The organism is Pseudoalteromonas sp. (assembly GCF_041629635.1).
Lineage (GTDB): Bacteria > Pseudomonadota > Gammaproteobacteria > Enterobacterales > Alteromonadaceae > Pseudoalteromonas.
Map to the genome: position 1 here is coordinate 31206 of NZ_JBFKMX010000006.1, position 17727 is coordinate 48932.

General features: G+C 38.3%; 16 protein-coding genes. 15 read left to right on the forward strand and 1 reads right to left on the reverse strand.

Translation table 11 applies throughout. The features are described 5' to 3' along the window. Positions 1 to 8 precede the first annotated feature (8 nt). The 13 genes from ABYD77_RS01725 (at position 9) to ABYD77_RS01785 (ending at position 14565) form a co-directional block, all read left to right on the forward strand. Positions 9 to 1103, forward strand: coding sequence for a flagellar basal body P-ring protein FlgI (locus ABYD77_RS01725; RefSeq protein WP_372766401.1), 1095 nt, complete (start codon positions 9 to 11; stop codon positions 1101 to 1103). 160 nt (positions 1104 to 1263) lie between these two features. Continuing rightward, on the forward strand, positions 1264 to 2250 hold the full coding sequence (flgJ, locus tag ABYD77_RS01730) for a flagellar assembly peptidoglycan hydrolase FlgJ (RefSeq protein ID WP_372766403.1): 987 nt from the start codon (positions 1264 to 1266) through the stop codon (positions 2248 to 2250). Beyond that, positions 2250 to 4262 carry a flagellar basal body rod C-terminal domain-containing protein gene (locus tag ABYD77_RS01735; RefSeq protein ID WP_372766405.1) on the forward strand — a complete coding sequence of 671 codons (2013 nt, stop codon included), beginning with the start codon at positions 2250 to 2252 and terminating at the stop codon, positions 4260 to 4262. The genes flgJ and ABYD77_RS01735 overlap by 1 nt, the downstream gene beginning before the upstream one ends. Positions 4263 to 4268: 6 nt before the next feature. Next, positions 4269 to 5495, forward strand: coding sequence for a flagellar hook-associated protein FlgL (flgL, locus tag ABYD77_RS01740; protein WP_372766407.1), 1227 nt, complete (start codon positions 4269 to 4271; stop codon positions 5493 to 5495). Positions 5496 to 5799: 304 nt separating this feature from the next. Next, the gene (locus tag ABYD77_RS01745) at positions 5800 to 6768 is read left to right on the forward strand and encodes a flagellin (RefSeq protein ID WP_372766409.1); all 969 of its coding nucleotides are present in this window, start codon (positions 5800 to 5802) and stop codon (positions 6766 to 6768) included. Between the two features lie 439 nt (positions 6769 to 7207). Beyond that, complete coding sequence (locus ABYD77_RS01750; protein WP_372766411.1) at positions 7208 to 8179, forward strand: flagellin; 972 nt, start codon at positions 7208 to 7210, stop codon at positions 8177 to 8179. A 206-nt stretch (positions 8180 to 8385) separates the two neighbouring features. Beyond that, complete coding sequence (locus ABYD77_RS01755; RefSeq protein WP_372766413.1) at positions 8386 to 9354, forward strand: flagellin; 969 nt, start codon at positions 8386 to 8388, stop codon at positions 9352 to 9354. A gap of 84 nt (positions 9355 to 9438) precedes the next feature. Continuing rightward, positions 9439 to 9843, forward strand: a complete 405-nt coding sequence (locus tag ABYD77_RS01760) for a flagellar protein FlaG (protein ID WP_372766415.1) — start codon at positions 9439 to 9441, stop codon at positions 9841 to 9843. A gap of 34 nt (positions 9844 to 9877) precedes the next feature. Continuing rightward, positions 9878 to 11272, forward strand: a complete 1395-nt coding sequence (fliD, locus tag ABYD77_RS01765; RefSeq protein ID WP_372766417.1) for a flagellar filament capping protein FliD — start codon at positions 9878 to 9880, stop codon at positions 11270 to 11272. A 10-nt stretch (positions 11273 to 11282) separates the two neighbouring features. Further along, positions 11283 to 11708 (forward strand): flagellar export chaperone FliS, encoded by a 426-nt coding sequence (gene fliS, locus ABYD77_RS01770; RefSeq protein WP_372766419.1) that lies wholly within the window; start codon positions 11283 to 11285, stop codon positions 11706 to 11708. Beyond that, positions 11698 to 11982, forward strand: a complete 285-nt coding sequence (locus ABYD77_RS01775) for a hypothetical protein (protein ID WP_372766421.1) — start codon at positions 11698 to 11700, stop codon at positions 11980 to 11982. Before fliS ends, ABYD77_RS01775 begins: the two co-directional genes overlap by 11 nt. A 5-nt stretch (positions 11983 to 11987) precedes the next feature. Continuing rightward, positions 11988 to 14096: a 6-hydroxymethylpterin diphosphokinase MptE-like protein gene (locus tag ABYD77_RS01780; protein ID WP_372766423.1), complete on the forward strand. Its 2109-nt coding sequence runs from the start codon at positions 11988 to 11990 to the stop codon at positions 14094 to 14096. Further along, a complete protein-coding gene (locus ABYD77_RS01785; RefSeq protein WP_372766425.1) occupies positions 14083 to 14565 on the forward strand; it encodes a GNAT family N-acetyltransferase in 483 nt (160 codons plus the stop codon). The genes ABYD77_RS01780 and ABYD77_RS01785 overlap by 14 nt, the downstream gene beginning before the upstream one ends. Here the strand turns inward: ABYD77_RS01785 and ABYD77_RS01790 are convergent, their stop codons facing one another. Beyond that, the gene (locus ABYD77_RS01790) at positions 14566 to 15552 is read right to left on the reverse strand and encodes a hypothetical protein (protein WP_372766427.1); all 987 of its coding nucleotides are present in this window, start codon (positions 15550 to 15552) and stop codon (positions 14566 to 14568) included. A gap of 82 nt (positions 15553 to 15634) precedes the next feature. On the opposite strand from ABYD77_RS01790, the gene ABYD77_RS01795 reads away from it, so the two are divergent. After that, a complete protein-coding gene (locus ABYD77_RS01795; protein ID WP_372766429.1) occupies positions 15635 to 16960 on the forward strand; it encodes an aminotransferase class III-fold pyridoxal phosphate-dependent enzyme in 1326 nt (441 codons plus the stop codon). Next, positions 16960 to 17727, forward strand: a complete 768-nt coding sequence (locus ABYD77_RS01800; RefSeq protein ID WP_372766431.1) for a cytidylyltransferase domain-containing protein — start codon at positions 16960 to 16962, stop codon at positions 17725 to 17727. Before ABYD77_RS01795 ends, ABYD77_RS01800 begins: the two co-directional genes overlap by 1 nt.

A 17727-nucleotide genomic window follows, 5' to 3' on the forward strand; every position in this document is an offset into this window, starting at 1 on the left:
GAGGTAGTATGCGTTATTTAATTTATATTTCTATCGCATTCATTGGTCTTATTCACTTTTCTGTTACTGCTGAGCGCATTAAAGACGTTACTGTTGTGGAAGGGGTGAGAAGTAATCAACTAGTAGGCTATGGTTTGGTTGTAGGTTTACCAGGTACCGGAGAAAAAAGTAGTTTTACAGAACAAAGTTTTAAAGCGATGCTTAATAGCTTTGGTATTACCTTACCAGCTAATCTTAAACCAAAGATTAAAAATGTAGCAGCAGTGGCAGTGCATGCGGATCTCCCACCTTTTGTAAAACCCGGTCAAACCATAGATGTAACTGTATCATCCATTGGTAGTGCATTAAGTTTGCGTGGAGGTACGCTAATCCAAACTTTTTTAAAAGGTGTTGATGGAAATGTTTATGCTATTGCTCAGGGGAGTCTAGTAGTAAGTGGTCTGGGGGCAGAAGGCGCTGACGGTAGCAAAGTATTAGTCAATACACCAACAGTTGGTCGAGTGCCGAATGGTGCTATTGTAGAGCGTGCTGTTAAGTCACCATTTAACCAAGGTGATCATATTACGTTTAATTTGCATCGTCCTGATTTTTCAACTGCGAAAGCCTTGTCAGATACCATTAATGATTTAGTTGGCCCCAATACGGCAACGGCATTGGATGCGGCTTCAGTAAAAGTACTAGCACCACGTGATCCAGCCCAACGCGTTGCGTATCTTGCAACACTTGAAAACCTTGAGTTTGAACCTGCTAATAACAGCGCGAAAATTATTGTTAACTCTCGTACGGGGACCATAGTCATTGGTAAAAATGTGACACTCGAACCTGCTGCAATCACTCATGGCGGGTTAACAGTAACAATTGCTGAACAGCAAAATGTAAATCAGCCAAATGCACTGGCCGGTGGACAAACAGTGGTAACCGAGCAAAGTATAATCGATGTGGCTCGAGATGATACCCGTGCGTTTGTGTTTGATCCAGGGGCCAGTTTAGATGACTTAGTACGTGCTATAAATGAAGTTGGTGCAGCACCGGGAGATTTGATGGCTATTTTAGAGGCGCTCAAAGAAGCGGGAGCAATAAGTGGGCAGCTAATTGTGATTTAATTTTATGTTCCGTCCTGAAATAGGTTGATGGTTTTTAATGAATGGCCCTGCAAATGCAGGGCTTTTTTTGTGTAGCTCTGCTATTTAAATGCTTTGGCTTAATTATTGCATTAGATGGTTAGTGTATTTCTAAGCCAATTTTTTGAATGAGAGCTGAGTGATGGATGGTAACAACATAAATCAACAACAAAGCTTTTTTGATCTAAGTAATTTAAATTCACTTAGGGAAGAAGCGTTACAAGGCGATCCAGATAAAAAGGCATTGAAACAGGTCGCAGCGCAATTTGAATCAATTTTTACGCAAATGCTGTTTAAAAGTATGCGTAAAGCAAATGAAGCATTTGAGGATGAAAACAGTCCATTTAATGCCAGTAGTGTGAAGTTTTACCGAGACATGCACGACCAGCAATTATCGATGGAGTTATCTCAAAGCGGCGCATTAGGACTCGCTGACATCATTGTGGAACAGCTTTCACCAACCCCAGGAAAATACACACCTGCAAGTTTATTTGCGCCAAGTCAGATTGCACCTCAGGTTTCTAAGTCAAGTAGCGTGAAAGCTATCACAGATGAAACGACTACAAGGTCGGCGAATACAAAGCCAATTGAAAGTGAGCAGTCATTTGTGTCAGAACTTTGGCAACATGCGAAACAAGCTGCTGAGAAAATTGGTTTAAGTCCTGCTGTTATGCTTGCGCAATCGGCATTAGAAACAGGGTGGGGCAAACATGTTATTACTAAAAGTGACGGTCAAAGCTCAAATAACTTTTTTAATATAAAAGCGGATAACTCTTGGCAGGGTGATAAAGCAGCAAAAGCCTCACTTGAATTTGAACAAGGTGTGGCAGTTAAAAAGCAATCTAACTTTAGGGCCTACAACAGTATTGCAGAGAGTTTTGATGACTTTGTTAAGTTTCTTCAGCAAAACCCTCGCTATCAATCTGCGCTTAATACAACTGCAAATCCAACTGAATACCTTAACGAGTTGCAAAAGGCGGGTTACGCAACCGATCCTAATTACGCTGATAAAATAATTAATGTACTAAACAGAAGTGAATTTCATGATGCGATTAAATCTGTCGCTGCTGGAATGAATGTAAAGGATATTATGAAAAGTTCGATAACAGGTTTAGGAGGCAGTAATTAATGTCTTTTAATCTACTTAACATTGCTAACTCAGGGGTTCGCGCCAGTTCAGAGCTGCTACAAACAACCAGTAAAAACATTACCAATGTTAATACTGAAGGTTATGTTCGTGAACGCACCGAGCATAGAACTCTGTTCGATAACCAAGTTGGTCTTGGGCAGACGTTTCGTTTGGTAAATGATTTTGCACAACAACAAGTGAACCGTGATGTGTCCAATCTTGCATTTTTTAATCAATTTGTTGATGAATCGGCTCGTGTCGACAGTTTATTTGCTGAGGAATCGAATAGCTTATCAACCAGTATTAATTCGTTGTTTAATTCACTGCAGGAAAGTTTAAATCAGCCTTCTTCTTCAGTAAGCCGTTCACTATTTTTCAATAATGCACAAGGTTATGTTGATCAATTGGGCCGTCTATCGGGTATCGTTTTTGATCAAAAAACTATTGTGAACGATCAATTGGAGATTTATACCAAAGAAGCAAATGGATTGATTAGTAAAATCAGTGAGCTCAATTTAGCTATTGCATCTGGTACTTCTGGACCAGATGGAAGTGCACTTAATAGTACGATAAATCAACGAGATTTAGCAATTAAAGAGCTTGCTGAATATATCGATGTTGAAACGTTGGATGGACCAAATGGTGAAAAACTGGTGTTTATGGGTACGGGTGAAGCCGTTGTTATGGAGGATGGTGCATTTAATTTATTCTCGTTAACTGGTGATCCCGACCCAAACTTTAGGGATTTAAAGCTAGATGTTGATTCAGGTAAGGCGATACCTGTCGAAGTAGATAGGCGTTTATTAAAAGGAAAAATTGGCGGCTTGCTTGCGTATCGTGAAGATATTTTGATCCCATCGCAAAATAAATTAGGTCAAATTAGCTTGGCAATGGCAGATGCGTTTAACCAACAAAACAGATTAGGATTAGATGCAGATGGTGAGTTTGGTGGCAATTTATTCACTATTCCAACTTCAGGAGCGTACGCATTTGCTGCAAACACAGGTACAGCGCAAGTGACCGGCACAGTTGAAGCAGGGCGTGGTAGTGAAATTCCCGCATCCGATTTTTTAATTGAGTATACAGCAGCTAACCAAATTACCGTTTCTGCTTTAGATAAATATGGTGACCCAATAGGTACACCAATTGTGGCGAATGTTGTTGCAGGGCAAGCCAACTCAACGTCGGCAGTTGGGGGGGAGTTATTTGGTTTACAAATAAATTTAACCGCAGGTGCTGCAGTTGGCGATAAGTTTGAACTTAAACTTAACTCTGATGCATCAATTAATATTCAATTGGCAACAACCCGCCCCGAGGATCTAGCTTTGGCATCGCCAATTAGAACCGGCAATAATTTGAATAATCGAGGCACTGGAAGCATTTCCTCGGGAGTGGTAACGGACACATCTGCTGCTGGCTTTACAGCAGGTCCCCCACCATCTTTAACAAATGGTCCAATCACAATTGTAAAAACAGCCAATCCGAATGAATTTACCATTACAGATGGCACACCTCCAGTTACTGTAACTAGGGTGTTAACAGTTCCTTATGATAATGTACTAAATCAAGCTGGTGCACCTTATAACGCTTATGGCTTTGACTTTAATATAAAAGGTGTTCCGAGTACCGGAGACTCGTTTTCACTTGAATTTAATACCAATGGCTTTGATGATAACCGAAACGGGCTACTACTGGCTGGTCTGCAAGATAAAGAGCTAGTTAGAGCCAATGTTATTTCATCACCTGGCGGCGACAATTTGGCAAAACTAAATGAAGCTTATGGCAATTTAATTACTGAAGTAGGTATTAAAACGTCTGCAGCAAAAACAAACAAAGTGGCGTTTGAAGCATTATCGAAACAATCAAATGCTTGGTATGAATCAATTTCAGGTGTGAATTTAGATGAGGAAGCCGCCAATTTATTGAGGTTTCAACAGTCATATTCTGCAGCGGCACAAATATTAACAACAGCCAGAACAGTGTTTGACACTATCTTAAATGCAGCGAGGTAATACAGAATGCGTTTATCAAATAATATAATGTATCAGAACAACCTTGATAAAATTTTAGATAACCAGCAAAAGGTGGCTACAGCACAAGAGAAAGTGTCAACACAAACACGCATTTTGACCCCTTCTGATGATCCTGCCGCTTCAGCGCAAGCCTTACTGTTTAGTGAGCGCATTGAAATTAATGATCAATTCCAAAAAAATAACAGTTATTTGACGAGTAAACTGCAAACTGAAGAAAGTATTCTGCAGAATATTAAAACTTCGCTTCAGCGAGGTTATCAGCTAACAATTCAAGCAGGTAATGGTGCGTTATCACAACAAGATCGTGAAACAATTGCAGAAGAAATGAAATCAATTCAAGCAACTTTATATGACTTAATGAATTCCAAATCAGAAGACGGCAAGTTTATATTCTCAGGGTTTCAAGACAGTAAACAAACATATACCTTTAATAGCACTACGGGTACTTATGATTATCAAGGTGATCAAGGGAACCATGAAATGCAACTAGCAGTAGGCGTTACCCTTCGTTCAAGTGATAACGGTGTTGATGCGTTTGAAAATGTCGCTGCTAGACTTAATGTTAATACAAACTTTCCAACTGTAGGTGGGGGAATTACGTCAGGAAGTGTTTATGTTAAAGAGCAGGCACAATTTGATGCGTTTCATAAGGCAAATTATGATCCTTTGGTTCCCGCTAATAACAACCTACAAGTTACCGTGGCTGCTGGAGTACCAAACACCTATGCCATAACATTAGGAGGTACCCCGGTGGGAGGTGGAAACTATACTGGTGATACAATTAGGTTTCAGGGTATGGACATCAATTTAGCAGGCATCGCTCCAGGAACGGCCGATTTTTCTCTTGCTCCACCAACAAAGAAAAATATGTTAAATACGTTAGAAGGGCTAATTACAGGTTTAACTACGCCAGGATTATCTAATGATGCGCTGCATGAATACCTAGCCGATGGTATTACAGGTTTAACCAATGCGCAAAATCAAGTATCCATAACACAGGCAAATGTCGGTGGTCGACTTAATGTTGCAGAACGTTTATTAGCTACCACCGCTGATATTAATATTAACCACAAAGAGTCAAAGGCCAATCTGATCGAATTGGATATGGCTGAGGCCATTTCTGAGCTAACAAAAGAAGAAACGGCATTACAGGCATCGCAGGCAACTTTTGGCCGCTTGACGAAATTAACCTTATTTGATTACCTTCGATAGCATTTTAGAAATGATGTGAAAGCGGGGAAACTCGCTTTTTTATTAATAAAAGGGGACTTTTATATAAATTTATTCATAAAAGCCTAAAGAAAGTAAACTTACCGTCGATAAGTTAGTTAGCCCACCTTTTGCCATGCTCTAACCAACTGAATTTTTTCAAAAAAATAGAAAAAATAATCTAAAGGAAATTTTTTTCCGCCCGATAACAAAATTAACTTAGAGAGATATTGAATAAACACACATCAATATCAATTTATTTAGAGAAATTTGAAAGTAAGTTAATTTTACTTCGGGAGAATGAGTCATGGCACTTTATGTAAATACAAACGTAAGTTCATTAAACGCTCAACGTCAATTAATGAATTCAGGCAACGCACTAGATACTTCTTTTCAGCGTTTATCATCTGGTCTTCGTATTAACAGCGCAGCTGATGATGCGGCAGGTCTTCAAATTTCAGACCGTTTACAATCACAAATTAACGGTTTAAATCAAGGTAACCGAAATGCTAACGATGGTATTTCACTAGCCCAAACAGCTGAAGGGGCAATGGATGAGATAACAGGTATGTTCCAACGGGTTCGTACATTAGCACAACAATCAGCGAATGGTTCAAACACAGATGAAGATCGCTTAGCTATCCAAGAAGAAATTCGCCAGCTTACAGCTGAAGTTAACCGCGTTGCTGCAGATACAACTTTTGGTGGTCGAAATCTGCTAGATGGTAGCTATGAAGCAAGCTTCCAAGTTGGTGCCGATGCTGTTCAAACGATTGGTTTCTCAATGCAAAACGTTGGTGGTTCAGCGACAGGCTCACTCTCTGCAAACGGTGGTTTTACAATTTCAGGGATTGCCGGTGTTGCTAGTAATGTAACAGGAAAAGGGTTAACTACCTTAGCTGCAGGTGTATCGGATATTAGTGGTGCTGCACTTGCGGGTACCGATGATTTTGCAACTCGCTTTAGAGCAACATCAATCAGTGTATCGACGCAGGGTAATGCTCAGTTTGTGCTGGCAGGTATGGATTCAATGATTGCGGTAGTGGATAAAAAACGTGCTGAACTTGGTGCTGTACAAAACCGATTCCAATCTACGATTCGTAACCAAGCGAATATTTCGGAAAATCTAAATGCTGCGAAATCTCGTATAAAAGATGCTGATTTTGCTGCAGAAACGGCTGCATTAACTCGTAACCAAATTCTACAGCAAGCAAGCCAAACAATCTTGAGTCAAGCTAATCAACGTCCTCAAGCAGCGTTAAGCTTACTCGGTTAATAAATAAAATGCCCTCGCCAAATGGGGTAACAGGCAAGGGCATTGGGATGGATATTTAAAGCGGAGGCATCTGCTGAAATATCCTAACAAGTTAAGTATAAGAAACCGAGCGGTCTCTCGTACTAAATACAATAAGCAAATATAGTACCAATTATAAGACAAACTTTTTGACACCGCTATATTTGCCCCTTACTTTCATACTCTCTTATTTTATAAAAGGAGCCGTCAGGCTCCTTTTTTACTTTTGGCATAGATATTGAATTAGATCTTACTGAACAAGATATGTAGGAAAATTTAGGTGTTAAATTGCCGCTTTTAATTTGAAGTTGGCAAGTATTTTCCTAAACCCTTATGGCAATGTTGCAAGTGGTGCAATTGTACTGCGTTTACCGGGTTACTCATATCTAACCATATAAAAAGAGATAGAGAGAGTAAGATTATGGCTTTATATGTTAATACGAATGTAAGCTCGCTAAATGCTCAGCGCCAACTTGACAAGTCAGGTGGCGATTTGGATACAGCCTTTAAACGTTTATCTTCTGGTTTACGGATTAATAGTGCTGCTGATGATGCTGCTGGCCTTCAAATTTCGGATAGACTTCAATCACAAGTACTTGGTTTAAATCAAGGAAACCGAAATGCAAACGATGGTATTTCTCTAGCACAAACAGCCGAAGGCGCTATGGATGAAATGACCACCATGTTTCAACGTATGCGCGTATTATCACAACAGGCTGCGAATGGTTCAAACACCGATGAAGACCGTTTAGCTCTGCAAGAGGAAATTCGACAACTGGCATCAGAAATAAACCGAGTTGCCTCAGATACAACCTTTGGTGGTCGTAATTTACTGGATGGGTCATATTCAGCTAGTTTTCAAATAGGTGCTGATGCTGTTCAAGTTGTTGGGTTTAGTATGCAAAACGTGGGTGGCTCAGCAACTGGCTCACTCTCTGCAAATGGTGGCTTTACTGTCTCTGGTATTGCTGGAATCGCCAGTGCTGTTAGTGGTAAAGGTCTTACAACATTAGCTGCTGGTGTTTCTGATATTAGTGGTACAGCAATTCTTGGCACAGATGATTTTGCAACACGTTTTAGAGCGACATCTATAAGTGTTTCAACGCAGGGTAATGCCCAGTTTGTGATGGCAGGTGTTGACGCTATGATCGCAGTTGTTGATAAAAAACGCGCTGAATTAGGTGCTGTACAAAATCGTTTTCAATCAACGATACGAAACCAAGCAAATATTTCTGAAAACTTAAGTGCTGCAAAATCGCGAATTAAAGACGCTGATTTCGCGATGGAAACAGCATCATTGACAAGAGCACAAATTCTTCAACAGGCTAGCCAAACCATATTAGGTCAAGCTAATCAGAGACCTCAAGCTGCTTTGAGTTTGCTCCAAGGTTAAGATATTAAAGGAAAAAAGCTCCCATCAGGGAGCTTTTTTTATACTTAAAATAAAAAAATAAAAAAAAATTTAAAAAAAAGCTAAAGTCTTTGCTTCAGTTGACGATAACAGTGATAGAACACCTGAATTAGGATTCTAAGTTTGGGTCTATTTATGAGTAGGGGTACTTGTAAATAGATACTTAAGTTAATAAAGCGGAGGCAATTATGGCTTTATATGTAAACACAAATGTGAGCTCTTTAAATGCTCAAAGACAGTTAAGTCAGTCAGGTAATGCGCTAGATACTTCGTTCCAGCGTTTATCTTCAGGTATCCGGATTAATGGAGCTAAAGACGATGCTGCTGGTATGCAGATTTCAAACCGTCTAACTGGCCAAATTAACGGTTTAAACCAAGGCATTCGAAATGCTAACGACGGGATCTCTTTAGCGCAAACTGCTGAAGGTGCGATGGATGAAGTTACAGGTATGTTTCAGCGTATCCGTACCCTAGCATCACAAGCTTCGAATGGTTCAAATACAGACGAAGATAGATTGGCGATTCAAGAAGAAATTCGCCAATTAACAACAGAAGTAAATCGTGTTTCAGCGGACACGACATTTGGTGGTAGAAACCTGCTTGATGGATCTTTTGATGCAAGCTTTCAAGTAGGTGCAGATGCTGTTCAAACGATAGGCTTTTCTATGCAAAACGTTGGTGGTTCTGCAACAGGATCGCTTTCTGCTAATGCCGGTTTTACTGTATCAGGTATTGCAGGCATTGCTAGTAATGTAACAGGTAAAGGTTTAACAACGCTAGCGGCTGGTGTTTCAGACATTAGTGGTGCAGCCATTGCTGGTACAGATGATTTTGCAACTCGTTTCAGAGCAACATCAATTAGTGTTTCGACACAAGGTAATGCTCAATTCGTTTTAGCAGGTATGGATGCAATGATCGCAGTAGTTGATAAGAAACGAGCAGAGCTTGGTGCAGTGCAAAACCGTTTCCAATCGACTATTCGTAATCAGTCAAATGTTTCTGAAAACTTGACGTCTGCGAGATCTCGTATCCGTGACACAGATTTTGCTGCAGAGACTGCTGCATTGACTCGAAACCAGATCTTGCAACAAGCAAGTACGTCTATTTTGAGTCAGGCTAATCAGCGTCCTCAGGTTGCACTTTCTTTATTAGGTTAATTGCTAAGTTTATTCTGATTGCATTAGCTTTACAGGCTGTTGCAATCAGAATGTAAGCTATACTTGTTCAGAGAGGATACTGTTATGAATACAATCCAAGAGTCATTGACGAGTGTATTCGATGCTAATAATACACCAGCAAAACAAGGCTCAAAACAGCCAGTTGGCATTAATCCTGCTAGTGGAAATGAGCTTGAGCCTGTAGTTCCAGTTAAACATGGTAATACAACAGGTGACGGAAACTTTTTTGAGGAAATAAAAGAGAATCTTAAGAAAATTAATGACTTTATTTCAGTCAGTTCGACTAACTTGATATTCGAATTCGATGAGTTGGGTGAGCCACCGGTAGTTAAAGTAATTGATAAATCAAACGATGAAGTTATTCGTGAAATCCCACCTCAAGAAATAAGGGAAGTCGCTAAAGCTTTTGAAAATTTGGCCGATAAATTAAATACTCCTGCGGGGGTTCTTTTTAACGATTCTGTTTAAAATGAAGTGAGTGCTATTTTAGAGAGGTTTAATTATGGCAAGTATTACATCAGCAGGGGTAGGTTCTGGCCTCGATTTGGAAAGCATCATTAAAGCTTCCGTTGATGCTGAGAATATTCCTAAGCTTCAAGCATTTGCTGCAAAAGAAAAATCTCTTCAAAATGAACTAAGTTCTATTAGTACAATTAGTTCTGCAATTTCGCAACTTGAGTCTACAGTTAAAAAGCTTAGCGATATTAATAATTTCAACAAGCGAACAGCATCAATTACCCAACCTACATCGGGTGAAATTATAGGGGTTACAACAACCAATAAATCCACAGCGGGCAAGTTTGACATTGAAGTTGTTCAACTTGCGCAAGGAAGTCGAGCTGTTTCTAATACGGGGTTTTCTGCAGCGACTGATGTTGTGACTGCTTCTGGGGGGACATTGAGTTTTGCTGCTGGCACCTCTAGCTTCAATGTTACCTTAGCTGCTGGAGCAACTTTGGAAGATGTTCGCAATGCAATCAATGATGAAAACTCAAATTTTGGAGTGGTTGCAAACATTATTAATACTGGAACTGAATCCAAACTAGTTTTAAGCTCAAATAAATCAGGAGTTGGCAACGACTTGGTCGTCACTAACGATACAGCGGAATTAGACGCTGTATCGACTGCTGCAAATGGCGGTGGGGCTGGTGGTTTATCAATTGCAGCAACTGACCAAGCGACCAATGCAATCATCAAAGTTGATGGTATTTCAGTTACAAATGATTCCAATACCTTTACTAATGCTGTACAAGATATGACCATAACAGCAAAGAAAGTCAGTGAAAATAATGAAACAGCGCGGATTAATGTTGATTATGATAAAGCTTCGGTTACAACTCTAATTGATGAATTTATTACCAATTATAATAATCTGATTGGCAATATTGGTTTTCAAACACGTATTGGTAACCCGTTAAATGGCGATGCGTCAATGCGTGCATTAGAGAATCAATTACCTTCAATGCTCAGTACTAAACTTACAGGTGTTGAACCTTTTGGCACGATATTTGATATGGGTTTAGGTATCGATAAGAAAGGTTATTTAGAAAAGTCGACACTAGTAAGAAGCGTAAATGATTCACTTGATAAATATTTTGATCAAGTGGGGAAAGCATTTGCTGGTGATAATGGTATAGCAAAGGCATTTCAAGGCCTAATTGATAACTACATCGATTCTAAGGGTATTATTAAAGAGCGAGAGTCTTCACTTAATTTGCAACTTGGTGACCTTGAGGATGATGTTTTAGACCATGAATATCGAATGGGTCAGCTTGAACAAAGGCTTCGTAAGCAGTATTCATCCCTTGATGTGTTACTAGCTGAGATGAAGTCTACTCAGTCTTATTTGAGTGCTCAGTTGGCAAGTTTACCTGGGTTTACGAAGTCGAATAAATAGAGAGTAATTTATGTATAATGCTAAAGTTAAAAATTATCAAAAAGAAGCGCTTAAAACTCGAATTGCTGGTGCTGACCGCTATCAGATCATACAAATGATGCTAGCTGGAGCCATTGAAAAATTAGTTATGGCTAAAGTGTCTATAGAAAGAAATAATCTAGAAGCGAAAGCTGAGCACTTATCAAAAGCGAGTTCAATCATTGAAGGGCTTCGAAGTTGTCTCGATTTTGATGTGGGTGGTGAGGTGATTGAAAATTTATATTCACTGTACACATACATGATTGACCGCTTACTTGATGCAAGTGTTCAAAATGATGTTGTAATAGTTGAGGAAGTATCTTCTCTTATTAAAGAAATTAAGGCTGGTTGGGATGCAATTCCTGTTGAAATTAGAGAACAGGTCTTAGAGCAAGGGGATAGTGTAAGTGTCGGATAAAATAGCTGCACTTTTCACTCTCAAAAATGCTATTTCCCACTCTTTAGATGCTAAAGCATTTTCTGAAGCGGCTCAATTTCATAATGATTTAGAAAAATTAATCAAGCAAACTAACTTTGAGCATCTTTCAGAATTGGAACAACAAAGTTTTATTGAATTGTACGAAAGTTATAACTTGTGGTTTGAGAGGCTCAATTTGCTTCAAACTGAAACTAAACACGAACTTCACTCTTTTATCAAAAATAATAAAAAGCTACAAAAATATAACCTGTAAAGCATATGACAAACCTTCAAAATGAATTAAAAGATCTGGCGTTACAACTTGAGCAAGCCAAAGATAAAGTTGAAAGGGAGAATCAATTCGTACAATTGGCGAACAAACGTTTTGAATTGAATTTAAAAACTTTTCAAAAATATATGCCGGAAATCTATGAGCGCTATTTAACTTATCAGCCTAGTGAAAAATTTGATCTCTTTTTAAACCAAAATAACGCCGCGAACATTATAGATTATGACTCTGGTATGCCAATGTATGGCGATGATCCTATTGCTCAAAGCCAAAAACAAGTAGAAAAATCAATATTAAAACCTGAAATTAGTAGAGTTGATCATTCAGCAATTGAGCACTTAAAAAATGAAACAAACTTCTTACATATTGATTTAATGAAGGCATTAGGCAAAGAATATAATAAAGCCGCGAGCAGTCTACAAGAAAATCACAAAGTCGATGATGTGATTCCAAGTACAGTTATTTTTGGTATTGGTTTGGGATACCACATCCCCATATTATTTGAAAAATTCAGTGCTAAATACATCAGCATTTTCGAACCTAATGAAGATTATTTTTTCGCAAGCCTTTTTGTAATTAACTGGGCGGAGTTGTTAGAAGAAATTAATTTAAAACAGTGTTCACTTCACCTAGGAATTGGTGTCCCTGAAGATGAGCTTTATGAGCAAATCTATCTTCGTGCTCAGGACCTAGGGGCATTTAGTATCGCACACTCTTATTTTTATCAGCATTACCCGTCTGAAGAAATTAACCGATTAATTGCAGAGTTAAAATTGAACTTTCACCAAATTTTTATGGGGTGGGGTTTTTTTGATGATGCTTTACTCAGTATTGCGCATACTTGTGAAAACGCGACGAAGCAATTTTCTCTTATTGACTCAAACTACCATATAGGTGAAACCGCAAAAGCACAGCCCATTTTTATTGTGGCAAATGGACCTTCGCTAGATAACGATATTGAGTTAATTAAGAGTTTTCAAGATGAAGCCATTATTGTCTCTTGTAACTCAGCATCAACAGCTCTTATAAATCAAGGAATTACACCAGACTTTCATGTGGCCTTGGAGCGAACAAAAGCAACACATGACTTTTTATCATATATGTTAAGCGAAGAGCAACGTCAGAAAATGAATTTACTTGTGCTTAATGTAATGTATCCGGAAGTTCTTGATTTGTTCCCTTGGACAGGTGTCGCTCTTAAAGGGAGTGAAGCGGGTACTATGATGTACCATATTTCTGAGTATATTGAGACTCAGAATATCACTTCTACATTAGGCTATTGCAATCCTTTAGTTGGGAATACGGCATTAAGTTTTTTTGCTCGACTAGGATTTGAAAACATCTATTTATTTGGTGTTGATAACGGGTATGTGGATCCAAATTATCATCATTCAAAGTCAAGTTATTATTATAACAACCAAGGTCAAACAATTCATAACCCTTTGAAGATGGGGAGTGAAATTAGAGTGCCAGGTAATTTTGGGGGGGAAGTTATAACAGACCACTTTATGCATACAGGCAAAGAACAAATGGAACGGTTGTTAAGGGAATATAACAACACCAATTTAAATTGTTTTAACTGTAGCAATGGAACCTTAATTGAAGGCACAATTCCACTAAATTCTTCGGATATTCTTCTCACTTTTTCAGATAAATTAAACGTTATCCAAGAAATTAAACAATATTCTTTTAAGGAAAAGACACCTAAATCTTTGGAACAATATTTGAATTTTGAAGTTTTTGAAGAAATATGTATGACAATGGCCTCTTTTTTAGAGGAACCTCAATCGACAAGAACTGATTCGCTCAATTGTTTGCTAAGTAGTTTGAGGTACTTATACTCATTTAAAACTAATGCACGTTATGCACATCTATATTTGATACTTGAAGGAGAGGCTTTGTATACCTCTTCTGTGTTACTGAGTATGCTATATAACTTTGGTGATGAACAATCAATTGTTCCATTTTATAAAAATGCTCTAAAATTGTGGATAACCTTCTTGAAAGATGCACCTCAACACTATCGTGAGCGTTGGAATAAGTTGAGTGACTATAGCTTTGATTACAGTAAACCTTCCATAGAAAATGTTGACGATTAATACTGAACGATTTTTGCTAAGAACGCTCACTGTTGATGATGCAAGTGAGCGCTACTTAAGTTGGTTTCAAGATGTGACAACCCGGCAATTTATTGCTCAACGTGCTGAGTCTTTGGCACAGCTACAACAATATATTCAAGAAAAAGAACAAGCTAGCAATTGTTTGTTTTTCGGTATATTTAATGAAGGTGAACATCTTGGTAACATTAAATATGAGCCGATAGATGTTGTTCGTCGAGAAGCTACAATGGGTATTTTGATCGGTGATAATGCATGGCGAGGTAAGGGCGTTGCTGGGGAAGTCATATCCGCAACAGCACAATATTTAAGTCGGCATCTTGCTATTGATTCAATTTTGCTTGGTGTAGAACATGAGAATGTTGCAGCAATAAACGCATATCGAAAACTAGGATTTACTCTTTATAAAGAAACTAGTGAAGGTTTATATATGCGTTTGGGTATTTGTTAGCTATTTGATATGGTTAACGAAATCAATAGGTTTAAAGTCTTGTAAAGCTAACCTATGTTGACCTCTCTTTCTCCTTTTAAGTGCTTTCAGTAATGCAAAATTAGTTGTTATGCGTTTCAAATAGTTGAATCTGCTTAACATGCAATGATCGAAGTGATTTATCCCATTTGGATGAAAAATAATAACCTTTAGACCTATTAGATACGCAGTTATTAACATAGTTGAGTGCATGCCAATAATGATGTCATAACTAGCTAATTGCTGGAACGTAATCGCCTTGTTGATAAATTGTGCCCTCTTTTCATGTTTATTTTTAAACTTTATTTCTTTGGGGTGCAACTTAACTGTTAATTTGTAATTAACCTTTAGAAGATTTAAGACTTTTATTGTACTTTTGAGTAGATGCTTTTCATCAAATCCATATAACGCATTTTTTTGCTCTTTATTTAAAGATGTTGAAATTGGTTCACTTATCAGTAACACCTTCAGATTTTTTGACCGTTTAGTTTGCCTACTTAACTTCCTAAACTGCGCTAAGTATGGTTGGCCACAGGCTATCAGTTCAACTTTTTTTGATACAAGTTGACTAAATTCGATAAGGGCATTTTGGTCAGGTAGTAGTACTTTGTCGGGTAGGATAAGTCGTGCTTGGGACTGGAATCTCTGTAGGTAATTATGCCATTGGTCCACAAAAGAGATTGTTTTAATTTTTAACGTTTTCGCGGTGCTTATTATTATTGGTTCAATTAAATTGCTGTTGCTAGTACCGAGCAGAATCAAATCAGGGCTAAATTGTGTTAAATGAGCTAATACTTCCTCTTTAGTTTCAACGTAAATGAAATTCTTTATGGGTTTTGCGCATCCAGTTTTTGAAAGCAATAAACAAATCTCAAATTTTGCCGATAATAAGTGGTAGAGCGATGTTATGATTTGCGCTGCCCCTAAATCACTTACGAAAACGAGTAATCGCTTTTTATTTGATGTCATTATTAATACATTATAGCTTTCTATTATGGTGTAAATATTGCAGATGACTTCATTAAAAACAATGCATTGTGGAGTTTAAATTTTGTTACTAAAAGAAAATTCAGGCGTAAAGCTTTGGCAACGAGCCAAGAAAATAATACCAGGAGGTAATCAATTACTCTCTAAACGTGCTGAAATGTTTTTGCCTGAGGCTTGGCCTTCTTACTATAAAAAATCAAAAGGCTGTGAAGTATGGGATTTAGACAATAATCACTATTATGATTTTTCAATCATGGGCATTGGTACAAGTTCGCTAGGGTATGCACACCCTGAAGTTAATGAAGCAGTTATTAATGCGATTCAAGAGGGCTCTATGTCGAGTTTGAACTGCCCTGAGGAAGTTGAGTTAGCAGAGAAGTTAATTGCTATTCATCCTTGGGCCGGAGCTGCGAGGTTTACAAGAACGGGTGGTGAATCATGTGCTTTAGCAATCCGTATCGCACGTGCTTATGCAAAAAAAGATATTGTTGCTTTTTGTGGTTATCATGGGTGGCATGATTGGTATCTTGCTACAAATATCAATGATAAAGGTAACCTTGATGAGCAGCTACTTCCTGGCTTAAAACCAGCGGGTGTGCCTCAGCAGCTTGGAGGTTCTGTATTGCCATTTAAAGAAGGTGATATCGAGGGATTTCGAGACATTCTGGCAAAACATGGCAGTAAACTTGGAGTTGTAATGATGGAAGTGTTTCGTCATGGTGAACCTGATTTAAACTTTATTAAAGAGATTAGAGCATTATGTGATCAACACAATATTGTGCTTATTTTTGATGAAATTTCGTCGGGGTTTCGTTTAAACACGGGGGCTTCTCATTTGCTTTGGGATATTGAACCAGATATCTGCGTTTTAGGAAAAGCGTTAGGCAATGGTCATCCTATAGGGGCTGTTATTGGAAAACATGCTGTTATGGATGCCGCACAGCAATCATTTATCAGTAGCTCTTATTGGACTGAGCGAGTCGGCTTTGTCGCAGCTTTAAAAACACTTGAAGTGTTTGAATCGCAAAAAGTGCCTGAGAAGTTGAAGTCTATCGGACAATATTTAAAAGTAAGACTGACTCATATAATTGAAGATACAGGGTTTAATTTAAAGATTATCGGTATTGATAGTGTGCCAATCTTTATTTTTCCAGGTGACGATCCTCTCGTGACAAAGACGTTATTCACCCAAGAAATGCTAAAGCGAGGATACCTAGCCAGTAATGTAATTTATTTATCTATCGCGCATACGCCTAAATTGATTGATATGTACCTCACTACAGTTAAAGAGGTGTTTATTATGATCAAGGAGGCAATGGAGCAAGGTGTTGATTTAACATCTCTTATAGAAAATGATGTTTGCCACAGTGGCTTTCAAAGGTTGAATTAATGAAGGTTTTAGCATTTGTACAAGCTCGCATGGGATCCACGCGTTTGCCTGGGAAAGTGATGAAGAGTCTTAATGATAAACCGGTAATTATTCATATTGTAGAGCGATTAAGGTTGAGTCAAAATATTGACGATATCGTAGTGTTAACTTCAACAAACCCTGAAAATAAAGAGCTGATTGAATGCCTTCAGGCTTATGGAGTGAAGGTGTTTGCTGGAGACGAAGAAAATGTATTAGCACGTTTTCAAGCTGCACTTTTACTTTACCCAGCTGATGCTATTGTGCGTATAACGGGCGATAGCCCCTTAGTTGATCCGATAATTTGTGATCAACTTATAGACGCTTTTTATCAAGAAAGAGCTGATTATGCTTATTTGAGTGAATGGTTTGCGGAAGGCGTAGATTGTGAAGTGATAAGCGCACAAAAGTTAAAACAACTTGATAGTCACTCTTTAAGACCATCAGAGCAGGAACATGTAACACTTCATTTTTATGAGAATAATGATGGAAAATTCCAGTGTATTGAAATGAAAAATCAGCAGGATGATAGTCATTACCGCTATACACTTGATAGCTTTGAAGATTGGCAAGTTATTGAAGCGCTTTATCAAGCAAACCATAATGTGCGAGAAATGAATTACCAATCGGTGAAATCGTTTTTTGATCAACACCCCGAAATAAAGTCTTTGAATCAACATATTGAGCGAAATCAAGGGTTGGCCATCTCACTGTTGCAAGAATCTGAATTTGGAGGGGGAAGTGAATAA

Bases quoted from the DNA above. Each gene is read 5' to 3' on its own strand.
- ABYD77_RS01725 (WP_372766401.1), top strand. From the start codon at position 9: ATGCGTTATTTAATTTATATTTCTATCGCATTCATTGGTCTTATTCAC.
- flgJ (WP_372766403.1), top strand. From the start codon at position 1,264: ATGGATGGTAACAACATAAATCAACAACAAAGCTTTTTTGATCTAAGT.
- ABYD77_RS01735 (WP_372766405.1), top strand. From the start codon at position 2,250: ATGTCTTTTAATCTACTTAACATTGCTAACTCAGGGGTTCGCGCCAGT.
- flgL (WP_372766407.1), top strand. From the start codon at position 4,269: ATGCGTTTATCAAATAATATAATGTATCAGAACAACCTTGATAAAATT.
- ABYD77_RS01745 (WP_372766409.1), top strand. From the start codon at position 5,800: ATGGCACTTTATGTAAATACAAACGTAAGTTCATTAAACGCTCAACGT.
- ABYD77_RS01750 (WP_372766411.1), top strand. From the start codon at position 7,208: ATGGCTTTATATGTTAATACGAATGTAAGCTCGCTAAATGCTCAGCGC.
- ABYD77_RS01755 (WP_372766413.1), top strand. From the start codon at position 8,386: ATGGCTTTATATGTAAACACAAATGTGAGCTCTTTAAATGCTCAAAGA.
- ABYD77_RS01760 (WP_372766415.1), top strand. From the start codon at position 9,439: ATGAATACAATCCAAGAGTCATTGACGAGTGTATTCGATGCTAATAAT.
- fliD (WP_372766417.1), top strand. From the start codon at position 9,878: ATGGCAAGTATTACATCAGCAGGGGTAGGTTCTGGCCTCGATTTGGAA.
- fliS (WP_372766419.1), top strand. From the start codon at position 11,283: ATGTATAATGCTAAAGTTAAAAATTATCAAAAAGAAGCGCTTAAAACT.
- ABYD77_RS01780 (WP_372766423.1), top strand. From the start codon at position 11,988: ATGACAAACCTTCAAAATGAATTAAAAGATCTGGCGTTACAACTTGAG.
- ABYD77_RS01785 (WP_372766425.1), top strand. From the start codon at position 14,083: ATGTTGACGATTAATACTGAACGATTTTTGCTAAGAACGCTCACTGTT.
- ABYD77_RS01790 (WP_372766427.1), bottom strand. From the start codon at position 15,552: ATGACATCAAATAAAAAGCGATTACTCGTTTTCGTAAGTGATTTAGGG.
- ABYD77_RS01800 (WP_372766431.1), top strand. From the start codon at position 16,960: ATGAAGGTTTTAGCATTTGTACAAGCTCGCATGGGATCCACGCGTTTG.